The sequence below is a fragment of the Citrobacter sp. Cb004 genome, assembly GCF_030337065.1.
GTDB classification, from domain to species: domain Bacteria; phylum Pseudomonadota; class Gammaproteobacteria; order Enterobacterales; family Enterobacteriaceae; genus Citrobacter; species Citrobacter braakii.
On sequence record NZ_JAOWCH010000071.1, the window covers coordinates 140,762 to 156,167 of the forward strand.

The following is a 15,406-nucleotide window of genomic DNA, read 5'->3' on the forward strand; positions in this document are numbered from 1 at the left end:
AAATCAATGGATTAGAATGCGTACAGATTTTGAGGTTTAATCGCAAATTGCGATCTAAATCAAATTTAACAACTAAAGATAAAAAAATTATCGCCGAAATAACATAAGCCGAAAGAGTTAACAACCAGATAACCTGCACAGGACGCAATCATGTCTTCTCATCCCTACGTTAGTCAGCAAAATACACCGCTGGATGATGATATCACCCTCATGTCGACCACCGATTTACAAAGCTATATCACCCACGCGAACGATACTTTTGTCCAGGTCAGTGGCTATCAACTGAATGAATTGCTCGATAAGCCGCACAATCTGGTTCGTCATCCGGATATGCCAAAAGCGGCGTTTGCGGATATGTGGTACACCCTGAAACAGGGCGAGCCATGGAGCGGGATTGTGAAAAACCGGCGTAAGAATGGCGATCACTACTGGGTAAGGGCCAATGCGGTGCCGATGGTGCGGGAAGGTCGTGTCACCGGATATATGTCGATTCGTACCCGGGCCACGGACGAGGAGATTGCGGCGGTAGAGCCTTTATATAAAGCGCTGAATGAAGGGCGTTGCAACCGACGTATCCATAAAGGACTGGTGGTACGCAAAGGCTGGCTGGGTAAACTCCCGGCGCTGCCGATTCGCTGGCGAGTGCGCAGCGTAATGGCAATTATGTTTATCGTACTGGCAGCCGCATTGCAGCAAATGGGCGCCGAATGGCCGTTACTACTGATAAGCGCGCTGGTGATGATGCTGGGAACGGCTATTTTCGAATGGCAGATTGTGCGTCCTATTGAGAATGTCGCTCGTCAGGCGCTAAAAGTGGCGACCGGTGAACGAAACAGCGTGTCACATCTTAACCGCAGTGATGAACTGGGCCTGATGCTGCGAGCGGTGGGGCAACTGGGGCTAATGTGCCGTTGGCTCATCCATGATGTCTCCAGTCAGGTGAGCTGTGTGCGCAGCGACAGCGAAACGCTGGCGAAAGGCAGCGATGATTTAAACAAGCATACGCAGCAGACCGTAGAGAACGTGCAGGAAACGGTGACCACTATGAATCAGATGGCGGCATCGGTGAAGCAAAACTCAGAGACCGCCGCCGCGGCCGACAAGCTCTCCATTGCAGCCAGCAGCGCGGCGACGCACGGCGGCGAGGCGATGGATACCGTCATCAAAACTATGGATGATATCGCCAACAGCACCCAGCGGATCGGCACCATTACCACGCTGATTAACGATATTGCTTTCCAGACTAATATTCTGGCCCTGAACGCCGCTGTTGAAGCCGCACGGGCGGGTGAGCAGGGGAAAGGGTTCGCCGTGGTGGCGGGAGAAGTGCGTCATCTTGCCAGCCGCAGCGCCAGTGCAGCCAATGATATTCGCAAGCTGATTGATGCCAGCGCCGATAAGGTGCAGTCCGGATCTGACCAGGTCCACGCCGCAGGGCGCACGATGGATGATATTGTGGCGCAGGTGCAAAACGTGACGCAGTTGATCGCCCAAATCAGTCACTCAACGCTGGAACAGTCAGATGGTCTTTCGAGCCTGACTCGCGCAGTGAATGAATTAAGCAACATTACGCAGAAAAACGCCGAGCTGGTTGAAGAGAGCGCCCAGATTTCCGCGATGGTGAAACATCGCGCTGGTCGTCTGGAAGATGCAGTCACGGTGCTGCATTAATATTAACGATAAAGGCGGAACGCAGGGCAAACGCGTTCCGCCTGCTCTGTAGATTAATCCAGTTGAGTAATATCCAGCGCAGCGCGATCGATAATACCGATGATTTTTTTGATCTGCGCATCGCTGGTATCACCATGATTGACCCGTAGGTCCAGCACGGCTTTGAAGTTCTCCAGCGCGCGTTTCATCTGCGGATTCTTGCGTAATTCAAAACCCACGCAGCGGGCTTTAATACGTTCGTGGATATGTTCCAGATGCTCACGGTTTTCATCCAGCCACTGCTGGCCCTGGGTTGTGATCGCTATCTGTTTACGCCCGCCTTCCTCGTCGCTGATGGTGATCAGCTCTTGATCCTGCAAGAAATCCAGCGTCGGATAGACGACGCCCGGGCTCGGGGTATAGTTGCCCTGAGTCAGGGTTTCAATCGCTTTAATCAGCTCATAGCCGTGGCTGGCGTCGCGGGTCAGGATATCCAGAATGACCAGGCGTAATTCTCCGTGACCGAAGAAGCGCTGGCGACGACCGCCGCCGCGACCGTGGCGGTGTCCACAACCCTGTTCATGGCGATGTTCTTCACCTTTGCAGCAACCTGCATGGTGTTCGTTGTGGCGGCCTTCGTGGTGATGTCCTTCACCCTTGCAGCAGCCTTCGTGTTGGTGCTCTGTATGCTTGCAGCAACCTTCATGATGGTTTTGCATCATCGTCTCCTGATGTGTTTTAGATATATCTAATTTATATCTAAATATTGTTTTGCTGCAAGCCTATAAAATGTTTTTTGTTTAAGTTGATGATTTTTATCTGTTTTAAAGGGGGTTTGTTAGCCGGTTAATCAGAAGTCGACTATATCAAAAAAGTGCTTGCAATCTTGCTGATTAGCAATCATTATCATTTAAAAATTAATTTAGATATATCGTATTATCTTTCCGAAGGCGAAAAAATGACAAAAAACACCTCACGCTACCCGCAGCGCGTTCGCAATGAACTGCGTTTTCGGGAACTTACCGTCCTGCGCGTAGAACGTATTAGCGCGGGCTTTCAGCGCATTGTACTGGGCGGTGACGCTCTGGATGGTTTTAGCTCACACGGCTTTGACGACCATACCAAGGTCTTTTTCCCTGAACCGGGCAGCCACTTTGTGCCGCCGGTTGTCACCGATGAAGGTATTGTCTGGGCTGACGGCGTGCGTCCGATATCCCGTGATTACACGCCGTTGTATGACGAAGCACGCCATGAGCTGGCACTGGATTTCTATATTCATGACGGTGGCGTGGCAAGTACGTGGGCGATGAATGCCCGCGAGGGTGACAAGCTGACGGTAGGCGGACCGCGCGGTTCTTTGGTGGTGCCAGAGGACTATGCGTATCAGGTTTACGTGTGTGATGAATCGGGAATGCCTGCGCTGCGCCGACGCCTGGAGTCGCTCAGCCGTTTAGCGGTACGTCCGAACGTCACGGCGCTGGTAAGCGTGCAGGATGCCGCGTACCAGGACTATTTTGCCCATCTCGACGGATTTACTATTCAGTGGTTTATCGGCCATGACGAACAGGCGGTGAATGAACACTTATCGCAGCTAAGCGTACCTGCAGATGATTATTACATCTGGATTACCGGCGAAGGTAAGGTGGTCAAAAACCTGAGTGCTCGCTTTGAAAGCGAGGCGTTCGATCAGCAACTTGTTCGCGCAGCGGCTTACTGGCATCAGCGTCGTTAATCAGTAATTAGATGGCGGAACGCCAAACGCCTGGCGGAATGCGTAGCTAAATGCCGCGGTGCTTGAATACCCTACGTCGAGCGCCACGGCGGTCACGCTTTTATTTTTCTTCAGCATTAATACGGATTCCAGAATACGCATTTTTTGCTTCCAGACGCTGAAAGGCAATCCGGTTTCTTTTTTGAAATGGCGTGAAAAGGTACGGGCAGACATACCCAGATGCTGCGCCCAGTATTCAACCGAATGCTCCAGCGCCGGGGATTCTTGTATTGTTCGACAAACTTTAGTTAATTCGCGATCCTGCGGCCAGGGTAATACAAAAGCGACTTCCGGAAGCTGCAGAATAATGTCGACCAGGACGCTAACCAGCTTGCCCTCTTTTGACTGGCTATCATAATGGCCCGAAATTACATTCGTGGCGTAATGAATAAACTCTCTGGCGAAATCACTGATAGCCACCACTTTACATTCATTGATGCTCTCTTCAAGAAAGCTCGGTTTAATATCCAGATTCTCTAAATACACATCATCCAATGCCCAAACCGCATGCTCCGTATTATTCGGGATCCAGATGCCATAATGCGCCGGGATTATCCAGCACTTGCCTGCAACATCAATACGCATACTGCCTTTGCGGGCGAAATGAAACTGCATAAAAGAGTGTGAATGCTGTGGAACATGATGATTGGCTTCCAGGACATACGAGCGAAAGTAAACATCCTGCGGCAGTTCCGTCATGGAGTTATCCGGGAAGGAGTTCCACTGTTTTTGCACGAGAGTTTCCATAAATAAATCGTCAATGCTCCCGATGGTGTGTCCGCTGCTCGATAGATCTTGTCCGCGGATCATAATACATACACTCTGTTTTCCATAATAATCTTGCGTAAGAATTTTTAGCCCACCTTTGGTAAATACCATGAACTCGCTTTGTTCAGATGCTGTCATCGTCAATGAAACAAATGATAACTGGACCCGAATGGGAAAAGAGCTGCTTTCGCAAGCGGATATCAGGATTAATGGCTCCCGCGCCTGGGACATTCAACTTCATCATGCCGGTTTCTTTAAACGGGTACTGCAACAAGGCTCGTTAGGGCTTGGCGAAAGCTATATGGAAGGCTGGTGGGACTGCGAGCGGCTCGATATTCTGTTCTGCAAAATCCTGAAAGCAAAACTTGATCAGCAGATGCCGGGTAACCTGAAAGATATTTTACGTATTGCCAGCGCACGCCTGTTTAATTTGCAGTCGCGGAGCCGCGCGTGGATTGTCGGCAAAGAACATTATGATATTGGTAACGATCTCTTTGCACTGATGCTTGATCCGCATATGCAATATTCCTGCGCTTACTGGAAAGACGCAACCACATTAGACGATGCGCAAAATGCCAAATTAAAAATGATCTGTGAGAAGCTACAACTTAAACCGGGCATGCGTTTACTCGATATTGGTTGTGGCTGGGGTGGGCTGGCGGAATATGCGGCGCGTCATTATGGCGTGGCGGTGGAAGGCGTCACCATTTCCAAAGAGCAGCAAAAAATGGCGCAGCAGCGCTGTGAAGGACTGGACGTTAAGATTCTGCTGCAGGATTATCGCGACCTCGATAAACACTACGATCGCATTGTCTCCGTGGGGATGTTTGAACACGTCGGGCCAAAAAACTACGACACTTATTTCAGCATCGCCGACCGTTGTTTAAAACCGGACGGACTGTTCCTGCTACACACCATTGGTAGCAATAAAAAAGGGATGAGCGTCGATCCGTGGATCAATAAATACATTTTCCCGAACGGCTGCTTACCGGCGATCTCCCATATTGCCGAAGCCAGCGAATCACGGTTTGTGATGGAAGACTGGCATAACTTTGGCAGCGATTACGATAAAACGCTGATGGCGTGGCACGAGCGCTTTAATCAAGCGTGGCCGGAGCTGTCATCACGTTATTCCGCCACCTTCAGAAGAATGTTTAACTACTATTTATGCGCCTGCGCCGGGGCTTTCCGCGCCAGAGATATTGAACTTTGGCAGGTGCTGTTTAGTCGCGGCGTAGAGGGCGGGATCCGCGTTTATCGTTAACGTTCTGCCTGATAAGCGAAGCGCCATCAGGCAGTAAATACCTGAGAAGCGCTCCTTGTTACATCTTAGCCCAGCTCACTCTCCGCCAGCGCTTTAAACACCATCGCTACGGCGTGCGCGCCGGGGTCCATATTTCCGAGTAGGCTTTCGCTGCTCAGATACGATGCGCGACCCGCATTGGCTTTGCTCGACAAACAGGTTCGTTCGGCTCCCGCTTGCGCGGCGTCGAATGCGGCCTGCAGATTTTTCGGCTGTGTGAGCAGCGAGGTCAGGGCCGGTTGCAGCGCATCAATCATCGTGCGATCGCCTTCGTCTGCGCCGCCGTAGAACTTCATCTGCGCCAGCCCCGTATTTAGCGCTTCGACAACGTTAGCGCCCTGTTCCAGTTTCTGCCCGGCGGCGGTAAAGAAGATTGACATCAGCACACCGCTGGAACCGCCCATCACCACGGTCAGACGTTCGCCAATCAGCGCGAACAGCGTGGCAAGGTTATCCAGCGGCAGCTGCTGGCGATGCAGCAGGCTGGCAATTTCACGCGCGCCGGCGGCAAAGGTCGAACCGGTATCGCCATCGCCGACTTTGGCGTCCAGCGCATTCAGATGAGTCTCCAGATCGGAAAGGGTTGCGGTGACCAGCTCCACAATCCCGGCCACCAGGGCGTTTGCCGAAGGCTGGAATTCCACGCGGGCGCTACGCTGAGATGACGCTACGCAGCTGATTTCACGCGGTGGGACCGGCGTCGGCCAGTTGCTGGTTTCCACTTCGGTGAGCAGTGCTTTTTCGATGCTCTCTTCCAGCACGATGGCCGTCAGTGAGAAGCCTTTCATATCCAGCGCAGTGACCAGCGAGGCCGGGCCAATTAGCCAGTCGATACGCGAGTGCAGCGGGCTGCTGGCGAGTTCGCGGGTGATGATGGCCATTTCGGCCACGGAAACGCCGCCAAGATTATTAATCATCACCGCCAGACGACCGGTTTCAGGCAGGGCGGCCAGCAGTTTATCCACCATCAGGTTCACCACTTGCGCACTGTTTTGGGTGTCGATAACCGATGCGCCTGGTTCGCCGTGAATGCCCATACCCAGCTCCGCATGACCCGGATGATGACGAGGGGCTGCGTCGGTTTCTTGCGGCAGATGACAGCTGGAAAGGGCTACGCCCAGGCTAAAGGTGTTGCTGGCTGCGTACTGCGCTTCACGCAGGACGGTGGCGAGGTTATAGCCGCGTTCGGCAAAATAGCCTGCGACTTTATGCACCAGGATAGTTCCCGCAATGCCACGTGGGTGTTTGTTATCCGGCAGGGAGATGTCGTCGCCGACAATCAGCATTTCAACGTTATAGCCAAGGCGACGCGCCTTCTCGGCGGCGAGACCGAAATTAAGACGGTCACCGGTGTAGTTTTTCACAATCAACAAACAGCCAGCCTCACCGGTCACCGCCTGAATGGCGGTCAGTACTGCATCCACGCTCGGGGAGGCGAAAACATCGCCGCAGACCGCAGCGGTTAGCATGCCTTTACCGATAAACCCAACGTGCGCGGGTTCGTGTCCCGAACCGCCGCCGGAAATGACCGCTACGTTATTTTTATTAAGGTCACGACGGACCACGATGCGAATGGCCGGATCGCTTTCCAGACGCGCCAGGTTATTCCATGGGCTGGCGATAATCGCCCCGTCGATGACGTCGCTCACGAGATGGGTGCGTTGGTTAAAAAAGAATTGAGACATAACGGCTCCTCGAGGTTGAGTGAAAGACAAACCCCCGAATGTAGGATCATGGTGCGGAGGCAATGAAGAGATTCTGGCGAAGTCAGCGTGGAAAAAAACAACGCTAAAATGAGTTTCATTACGGAACGTTGATGCTGTTTTTTGTTCCGAAATGAAACTTAAAAAAGCGGGGAATGATCATAATGCGAGCTCGCTCGACTTTTTTCTCCTGCGATCAGCGCCGCTCATACGGCGCAGCCAGCCTTTTTTTGCCGGTTTTAATATAACTGCATGAGTAAAAGAGGAACTGAGCTTCGTGTTTGCCGGAGATTTGGGGGTAAATGAACGGATCGGGATCGCAAACCTTATCATTTTTGTGGATAAGCGTTCCAGAATGGAACGTGCGTCGTTTTTATCTGTTTCATATCAGAACAAAATGACGAAAGATTTTTTTGTTCACGCCTCGCCATACAGTTACTGCATCGCTCCGGTACCTCCTGTTTTTGCCGACAGCAACAGGCCAAACAGGTTAACGCCAGGGCTCACCATGTAAAAACATGTACTTATTTGAGGATGAAAGGAATGCTAAAAGTTATTCAATCTCCAGCCAAATATCTCCAGGGCCCTGACGCTTCCACCTTATTTGGTCAATACGCTAAAAATCTGGCGGACAGCTTTTTCGTGATTGCGGATGACTTCGTGATGAAGCTGGCGGGAGAGAAGGTACTCAATGGCCTGCACAGCCACGACATTAGCTGCCACGCGGAACGCTTCAACGGTGAATGCAGCCATATTGAAATTAATCGCCTGATTGCCATTCTGAAACAGCACGGTTGCCGCGGCGTGGTTGGGATTGGCGGCGGGAAAACGTTGGATACCGCCAAAGCGATTGGTTACTACCAGAAGCTACCGGTGGTGGTGATCCCGACTATCGCCTCTACCGATGCGCCAACCAGCGCGCTGTCCGTTATCTATACCGAAGCCGGTGAGTTTGAAGAGTATCTGATCTACCCGAAAAACCCGGATATGGTGGTGATGGACACCGCAATCATTGCCAAAGCGCCGGTACGCCTGCTGGTGGCCGGGATGGGCGATGCGCTCTCAACCTGGTTTGAAGCGAAAGCCTGTTATGACGCCAGAGCGACCAGCATGGCGGGCGGACAGTCCACCGTAGCGGCGCTGAGCCTGGCGCGCCTGTGCTATGATACCCTGCTGGCGGAAGGCGAAAAGGCACGATTTGCCGCGCAGGCTGGCGTGGTGACTGATGCGCTGGAGCGTATTGTCGAAGCGAACACTTACCTCAGCGGCATCGGCTTTGAAAGCAGCGGTCTTGCAGGGGCGCATGCTATCCACAACGGTTTTACGATTCTGGAAGAGTGTCACCATTTGTACCACGGTGAAAAAGTCGCCTTTGGTACGCTGGCGCAGCTGGTGCTGCAAAACAGCCCGATGGAAGAGATCGAAACCGTGCTGAATTTCTGTCAGAAAGTAGGCCTGCCGGTAACGTTAGCGGAAATGGGCGTGAAAGACGACATTGACGGCAAGATCATGGCCGTGGCCAAAGCGACCTGCGCAGAAGGTGAAACCATCCACAATATGCCGTTCCCGGTGACGCCTGAAAGCGTACATGCCGCGATACTGACGGCAGACCTGCTGGGACAGCAGTGGCTGGCGCGTTAATCAGTCGTCGGTAAGTTTTTATCCGGCATCTTCTCCCCCCTCTGACAGTCTCTGCCGGAGGGGTTGTCTATGGTAAAACAGCGGAAAGGGATATGACGACGCACACTCAGGACATTGGGAAGGAAGTCTCTTCGGTCATTGCCCAGTCATGGCATCGTTGCAGCAAGTTTATGCAGCGGGAAACCTGGCAGGCGCCGCATCAGGCGCAGGGCCTGACCTTTGAGTCGATCTGTCGTCGCAAAACGGCGCTGCTGACGATTGCTCAGGCCGCGCTGGAAGATGCCTGGGAGTTTATGGACGGCCGTCCGTGCGCGTTGCTAATTCTGGATGAATCGGCCTGTATTCTCAGCCGTTGCGGCGATCCGCAGACGGTGCAGCAACTGGCGGAGCTCGGTTTTCGCGACGGCAGTTACTGTGCGGAAAGCATTATTGGCAGCTGCGCGTTGTCGCTGGCGACGATGCCGGGGCAACCGACAAAAACCTCTGGCGATCAGCACTTTAAACAGGCGTTGCATCCGTGGTCGTTCTGCTCTACGCCAGTATTCGATAACCATGGTCGACTGTTTGGCTCCATCTCGTTGTGCTGTCTGGTAGAGCATGAGTGCGTTTCTGATTTATCCCTGACGCTGGCGATTGCCAGAGAAGTCGGCAACTCATTGCTGACTGACAGCCTGCTGGCTGAATCCAACCGCCATCTGAACCAGATGTACGGGCTGCTGGAGAGTATGGATGATGGCGTGATGGCCTGGAACGAACAGGGCGTATTGCAGTTCCTCAATGCGCGCGCGGCGCTGCTTTTGCATCTCGACGCGCAGGCCAGCCAGGGGAAGAATATTAATGACCTGCTCAATCTCCCCATGCTGCTGCGTCGGGCGATCAAACATGCCCGCGGCCTGAATCATGTCGAAGTCACCTTTGAAAGCCAGCACCAGTTTGTTGATGCCGTCATCACCCTGAAACCGATTGTTGAAGAGCAGGGCAACAGCTTTATCCTGCTGCTGCATCCGGTGGAGCAAATGCGTCAGCTGATGACCAGCCAGCTCGGCAAGGTGAGCCATACCTTTGAGCAGATGTCGACAGACGATCCAGAAACCCGACGTTTGATCCACTTTGGTCGTCAGGCGGCGAGGGGAAGTTTCCCGATCCTGCTGTGCGGGGAAGAGGGCGTCGGTAAAGAGCTACTGAGTCAGGCCATTCACAATGAAAGCGAACGCGCCAGCGGGCCGTATATCGCCGTGAACTGCCAGTTGTATGCCAACAGCGTACTGGGGCAGGATTTTATGGGCAGTGCGCCCACTGATGATGAAAACGGTCGGCTGAGCCGTCTTGAACTGGCGAACGGCGGCACGCTGTTTCTTGAAAAAATTGAATATCTGGCGCCGGAGTTACAATCCGCGCTGCTGCAGGTGATCAAGCAGGGGGTTTTAACCCGCCTGGATGCCCGGCGGCTGATTCCGGTGGATGTCAAAGTGATCGCCACCACCACGGTTGATCTCGCGAATCTGGTGGAGCAAAACCGCTTTAGCCGTCAGTTGTATTACGCGCTGCACTCTTTTGAGATCGTTATCCCGCCGCTGCGGGCGCGGCGTAACAGTATTCCATCGCTGATTTATACGCGGTTGAATAGCCTGAAAAAACGCTTTTCATCCAGCCTGAAGATCGACGACGACGCGTTGGCACAACTGGTGGCCTATTCGTGGCCGGGTAATGATTTTGAGCTGAACAGCATTATTGAAAACATCGCCATCAGCAGTGATAACGGCCATATTCGGCTGAGCAATCTGCCGGATTATCTGTTTGCCGAACGCCCTGGTCTGGAGACGGCGTCTTCACTGCTGCCCGCCAGCCTGACCTTTACCGCCATCGAGAAAGAGGCGATTATCCATGCCGCCCGCGTGACCAGTGGGCGTGTTCAGGAGATGTCGCAACTGCTGAATATTGGTCGCACCACCCTGTGGCGTAAGATGAAGCAGTACGACATCGATGCCAGCCAGTTTAAGCGCAAACATCTGGAGTAGTTTCTTCGATTCTGGCCATCGAGAACAGCGCATCCGACAGCCGGTTGATATAACGCCTGGCCTCATCGCGTAACGTCAGCGTTCTGCCCATCGCGATGAGGATCCGCTCCAGCCGACGCGTCAGGGTTCGCGCAACGTGCAGCTGTGCCGATGCCAGATTTTTCCCCGGAATAACAAACTCTTTGAGCGGGCCGCTTTGCGCCATATTGCGGTCAATAAGCTGCTCCAGCGCCTGAATATCCTCTTCGCCAATACGCTGTTTTAAGCGTGTGAGTCCTTTCTGATCGCTGGCGAGTTCCGCCCCCAGTACGAACAGCATCTTCTGCATAGCGTGCAATTCCTGGCGTAGCTCGGCCTGGCGCGTGCTGGCATAGCAGACGCCAAGCTGGGAAATCAGTTCATCCACCGTGCCGTAGGCCTCAACGCGGATGTCGTCTTTATCGATACGGCTGCCGCCAAACAGCGCGGTCGTGCCGTTATCGCCGGTTCGGGTATAGATGCGGTACATTTATTTTATCTCGCTGAAGGGAAGAACTTTAACCAGTTGACCGGCATTGGCGCCGAGCGTGCGGATCTGTGCTGTCCCGGCGCGGGTATGCCCGCAGACCAGCGCCCGATCCTCGGGCAACTGGGCATGGGTTAAGGCAATATCACCGGTGGCGTTGAGACCGAGACCCACGCGCAGCGTCGAACTTTTGGCCGCCAGTTTGCCGAGAGCCAGCGCGCAGTCATGATCGTCGCAACAGATTGCCCGGCAGGGAACGCCTTGCTCTTCCAGCCCCCAACACAGCTCATCAAGCACGCGAGTACCCTGCCAGCGTGAGTGATAAAACAGATGTACGCCCGGTGATGAAAGTGACATTGCGCCCCCTGCGTTATCAGAATGCCTGACGGAAGATCTCGGCAATTTCTTTCTCGTTCCCTTTGCGCGGGTTGGAGAAGGCGTTGCCGTCCTTCAGCGCCATTTCCGCCATATACGGGAAATCGGCTTCTTTGACGCCCAGATCGCGCAGATGCTGCGGAATACCGATGTCGGCGGAGAGGCGGGCAATAGCATGAATGGCCAGCTCGGCGGCATCCATGGTGGAGAGTCCGTCCGTGTTTTCGCCCATAAACTCTGCGATGTCGGCAAATTTTTCCGGGTTAGCGATCAGGTTATAGCGCGCTACGTGCGGCAGCAGTACGGCATTCGCCACGCCGTGCGGCATATCGTAAAGACCGCCAAGCTGATGCGCCATCGCGTGAACGTAGCCGAGGTTGGCGTTGTTGAAGGCCATACCCGCCAGCAGGGAGGCGTAGGCCATGTTCTCGCGAGCTTTCAGGTTGCTGCCCAGCGCCACGGCCTGGCGCAAGTTACGGGCGATCAGGCGGATCGCCTGGATAGCGGCAGCGTCGGTGACCGGGTTGGCATCTTTGGAAATGTAGGCTTCCACGGCGTGGGTCAGGGCGTCCATCCCGGTGGCCGCAGTCAGTGGGGCTGGCTTGCCGAGCATCAGCAGCGGATCGTTAATAGAGACCGACGGCAGGTTGCGCCAGCTGACAATCACAAACTTCACTTTGGTTTTGGTATTGGTCAGCACGCAGTGGCGGGTGACTTCGCTGGCGGTACCGGCGGTGGTATTCACCGCAACGATCGGCGGCAGCGGGTTGGTCAGGGTTTCAATCCCGGCATAGCTGTAGAGATCCCCTTCGTGAGTCGCGGCGATACCGATGCCTTTACCGCAGTCATGCGGGCTACCGCCGCCAACGGTAACGATGATGTCGCAATGCTCTTTCCGAAAGACCTCCAGGCCGTCGCGCACGTTGGTGTCTTTGGGGTTTGGCTCAACGCCGTCAAAAACCACGACGTCAATACCGGCTTCACGCAGATGTGTGAGGGTTTTATCTACCGCGCCGTCTTTAATCGCCCGCAGACCTTTATCAGTGACCAGCAGCGCTTTTTTACCGCCCAACAGTTTGCAGCGTTCGCCGACCACGGAAATAGCATTGGGGCCAAAGAAGTTCACATTTGGCACCAGGTAATCAAACATACGATAGCTCATAATATACCTTCTTAGATTTAAATTATAATTCAGAGAAACAATTCAATGCGGTTTCTGCTAATAATCTGTCTTGTTCGACGGTACCGCCACTTACACCAACGGCACCGATTACTTTGCCGTTTAATATGACAGGTAAACCGCCGCCAAAAATAACAATTCGTTGTTGATTGGTGAGCTGCAAGCCATATAGAGAGGCACCTGGTTGTACCGCGTCGGTAATTTCATGGGTACCCTGTCGCAGGCAGCAGGCGGTATAAGCTTTATTAAGAGAGATATTACAGCTGGTGACAAACGCGTCGTCCATACGTTGCATTAGCAGCGTGTTCCCGCCGTGATCCACCACGGAAAACACCACCGGAACGTTGATTTCAAGCGCTTTAGCCTCGACGGCCTGCGCCATTTTCTTTGCAGCCGCCAGCGTAATGGTGGCGATTTGTTGGCTCTTATTCACAGTCTCTCCTGAAAAGGTTGTAGGGCTGAGGTCACGAAAATATCGCGCAACAGCTATTTTTATCATTGGCTTTATCTTATTTTCTCGCCCCGCGTTATTAAGTCAATAGGGTGGGAATTTCAAAAATATTACCTTCAGTTTCCTGTTGCGGCGTTTATTGATAATGATCATTTAACCTCGTCACAATTCGCGGTGAATATTCCTGAGCCGCGTTTCAATATGAAACGATGGTTTTTTATTACGTGCCAAATTGGAACGAAATTAATTTTATTTTTTTATTGTCCTGCTCATTTAGAGTTCGGCTATTGCTGATGAAAGGCGAATGCCGGGTGTTGTGTCCCCGGCAATACGGCCCGGCGTCCCTATTTTTTATCTTTTGAGTCCATAAACTATGAGAAGATCAAAACGATTCGAAGTGCTTGCCCAGCGGCCTGTAAATCAGGATGGGCTAATTGGCGAATGGCCTGAAGAGGGGCTGATCGCAATGGAAAGCCCTTACGATCCGGCTTCGTCGGTGAAGGTGGAAAATGGTCGTATTGTTGAGCTGGACGGCAAGAGCCGCGCCGAGTTCGACATGATTGACCGGTTCATTGCCGATTACGCGATTAACGTGCCCGAGGCCGAGCGCGCCATGCAGCTCGACGCGCTGGAGATCGCCAGAATGCTGGTGGATATCCACGTCAGTCGGGAAGAGATCATTGCCATTACGACTGCCATCACCCCGGCGAAAGCGGTGGAGGTGATGGCGCAAATGAACGTGGTGGAGATGATGATGGCGCTGCAAAAAATGCGCGCCAGACGCACCCCCTCCAATCAGTGCCACGTGACCAACCTGAAAGATAACCCGGTACAGATTGCTGCCGACGCTGCTGAAGCGGGGATCCGTGGCTTTTCCGAACAGGAAACAACGGTCGGGATCGCCCGCTATGCGCCGTTTAACGCCCTGGCGCTGCTGGTGGGGGCCCAATGCGGTCGCCCCGGCGTGCTGACGCAATGCTCCGTTGAAGAGGCCACGGAGCTGGAGCTGGGAATGCGCGGGCTAACCAGCTACGCCGAAACGGTGTCGGTATATGGCACGGAATCGGTGTTTACCGATGGCGATGATACGCCGTGGTCAAAAGCGTTTCTTGCCTCGGCGTATGCTTCTCGTGGCCTGAAGATGCGCTACACCTCCGGCACCGGCTCGGAAGCGCTGATGGGCTATTCCGAAAGTAAATCGATGCTTTACCTAGAGTCGCGTTGCATTTTTATCACCAAAGGTGCGGGCGTACAGGGGTTACAAAACGGCGCGGTCAGCTGTATCGGCATGACCGGCGCTGTGCCGTCGGGGATTCGCGCGGTGCTGGCGGAAAACCTGATTGCCTCGATGCTCGACCTTGAAGTGGCCTCCGCCAATGACCAGACCTTTTCCCACTCCGATATTCGTCGTACTGCCCGCACCCTGATGCAGATGCTGCCGGGCACCGACTTTATCTTCTCCGGCTATAGCGCGGTACCGAACTACGACAACATGTTTGCCGGGTCGAACTTCGACGCTGAAGACTTCGATGATTACAACATTCTGCAACGCGATCTGATGGTTGATGGGGGCCTGCGTCCGGTCACGGAAGAGGAGACAATCGCCATCCGCAATAAGGCCGCACGCGCCATTCAGGCGGTGTTCCGCGAACTGGGCCTGCCGCTGATTAGCGATGAAGAGGTGGAGGCCGCCACTTACGCTCACGGCAGCAAAGATATGCCCGCGCGCAATGTGGTGGAAGATTTGGCTGCCGTGGAAGAGATGATGAAACGCAATATCACCGGGCTGGATATCGTCGGCGCGTTGAGTTCCAGCGGCTTCGAAGACATCGCCAGCAATATCCTCAACATGCTGAGGCAGCGTGTTACTGGTGATTACCTGCAAACGTCGGCCATTCTGGATCGTCAGTTCGACGTCGTCAGCGCCGTTAATGACATCAACGACTATCAGGGACCCGGCACCGGCTATCGCATCTCTGCTGAACGTTGGGCTGAAATTAAAAATATTGCGGGCGTGGTTCAGCCCGGCTCGATCGAATAA

Annotated in this window: 13 protein-coding genes; 6 read left to right on the forward strand and 7 right to left on the reverse strand. The window is 53.6% G+C overall.

Annotation, left to right across the window (positions count from 1 at the left end; all coding sequences use genetic code 11):
* Window positions 1-150 precede the first annotated feature (150 nt).
* Entirely contained in the window at window positions 151-1,671 is a 1,521-nt protein-coding gene (locus OGV65_RS24535) for a methyl-accepting chemotaxis protein (RefSeq protein WP_016154592.1), read from the forward strand.
* Between the two features lie 53 nt (window positions 1,672-1,724).
* Here the strand turns inward: OGV65_RS24535 and OGV65_RS24540 are convergent, their stop codons facing one another.
* Window positions 1,725-2,372, reverse strand: coding sequence for a PadR family transcriptional regulator (locus tag OGV65_RS24540; protein ID WP_170973718.1), 648 nt, complete (start codon window positions 2,370-2,372; stop codon window positions 1,725-1,727).
* A 236-nt stretch (window positions 2,373-2,608) separates the two neighbouring features.
* Between OGV65_RS24540 and OGV65_RS24545 the strand changes: the two genes are divergently transcribed.
* Complete coding sequence (locus OGV65_RS24545; RefSeq protein WP_019077743.1) at window positions 2,609-3,382, forward strand: siderophore-interacting protein; 774 nt, start codon at window positions 2,609-2,611, stop codon at window positions 3,380-3,382.
* Here the strand turns inward: OGV65_RS24545 and OGV65_RS24550 are convergent, their stop codons facing one another.
* On the reverse strand, window positions 3,383-4,231 hold the full coding sequence (locus tag OGV65_RS24550) for an AraC family transcriptional regulator (RefSeq protein ID WP_047418149.1): 849 nt from the start codon (window positions 4,229-4,231) through the stop codon (window positions 3,383-3,385).
* Between the two features lie 67 nt (window positions 4,232-4,298).
* Here OGV65_RS24550 and cfa point away from each other — a divergent pair, with 67 nt between their 5' ends.
* Window positions 4,299-5,453, forward strand: a complete 1,155-nt coding sequence (gene cfa, locus OGV65_RS24555; RefSeq protein ID WP_019077741.1) for a cyclopropane fatty acyl phospholipid synthase — start codon at window positions 4,299-4,301, stop codon at window positions 5,451-5,453.
* A gap of 65 nt (window positions 5,454-5,518) precedes the next feature.
* On the opposite strand, the gene OGV65_RS24560 is transcribed toward cfa, so the two are convergent.
* Window positions 5,519-7,177: a glycerone kinase gene (locus OGV65_RS24560; RefSeq protein ID WP_047499186.1), complete on the reverse strand. Its 1,659-nt coding sequence runs from the start codon at window positions 7,175-7,177 to the stop codon at window positions 5,519-5,521.
* 561 nt (window positions 7,178-7,738) lie between these two features.
* On the opposite strand from OGV65_RS24560, the gene OGV65_RS24565 reads away from it, so the two are divergent.
* Together OGV65_RS24565 and dhaR are read left to right on the forward strand one after the other, a co-directional pair.
* The gene (locus OGV65_RS24565) at window positions 7,739-8,836 is read left to right on the forward strand and encodes a glycerol dehydrogenase (RefSeq protein WP_016154586.1); all 1,098 of its coding nucleotides are present in this window, start codon (window positions 7,739-7,741) and stop codon (window positions 8,834-8,836) included.
* Window positions 8,837-8,928: 92 nt separating this feature from the next.
* Window positions 8,929-10,854, forward strand: coding sequence for a dihydroxyacetone kinase operon transcriptional regulator DhaR (gene dhaR, locus OGV65_RS24570; RefSeq protein WP_286455538.1), 1,926 nt, complete (start codon window positions 8,929-8,931; stop codon window positions 10,852-10,854).
* Here dhaR and OGV65_RS24575 read toward each other — a convergent pair.
* From OGV65_RS24575 to OGV65_RS24590, 4 genes are read right to left on the reverse strand one after another with little or no spacing between them, the layout of a single operon-like run.
* A complete protein-coding gene (locus OGV65_RS24575; protein WP_016157513.1) occupies window positions 10,832-11,362 on the reverse strand; it encodes a cob(I)yrinic acid a,c-diamide adenosyltransferase in 531 nt (176 codons plus the stop codon). The two genes, dhaR and OGV65_RS24575, sit on opposite strands and share 23 nt — an antisense overlap.
* Window positions 11,363-11,716: a glycerol dehydratase reactivase beta/small subunit family protein gene (locus tag OGV65_RS24580; RefSeq protein WP_049040240.1), complete on the reverse strand. Its 354-nt coding sequence runs from the start codon at window positions 11,714-11,716 to the stop codon at window positions 11,363-11,365.
* 16 nt (window positions 11,717-11,732) lie between these two features.
* The gene (gene dhaT, locus OGV65_RS24585) at window positions 11,733-12,896 is read right to left on the reverse strand and encodes a 1,3-propanediol dehydrogenase (protein WP_016157511.1); all 1,164 of its coding nucleotides are present in this window, start codon (window positions 12,894-12,896) and stop codon (window positions 11,733-11,735) included.
* Between the two features lie 22 nt (window positions 12,897-12,918).
* Entirely contained in the window at window positions 12,919-13,347 is a 429-nt protein-coding gene (locus tag OGV65_RS24590) for a GlcG/HbpS family heme-binding protein (protein WP_137351843.1), read from the reverse strand.
* A gap of 391 nt (window positions 13,348-13,738) precedes the next feature.
* Here OGV65_RS24590 and OGV65_RS24595 point away from each other — a divergent pair, with 391 nt between their 5' ends.
* Window positions 13,739-15,406 (forward strand): propanediol/glycerol family dehydratase large subunit, encoded by a 1,668-nt coding sequence (locus OGV65_RS24595; protein WP_103767089.1) that lies wholly within the window; start codon window positions 13,739-13,741, stop codon window positions 15,404-15,406.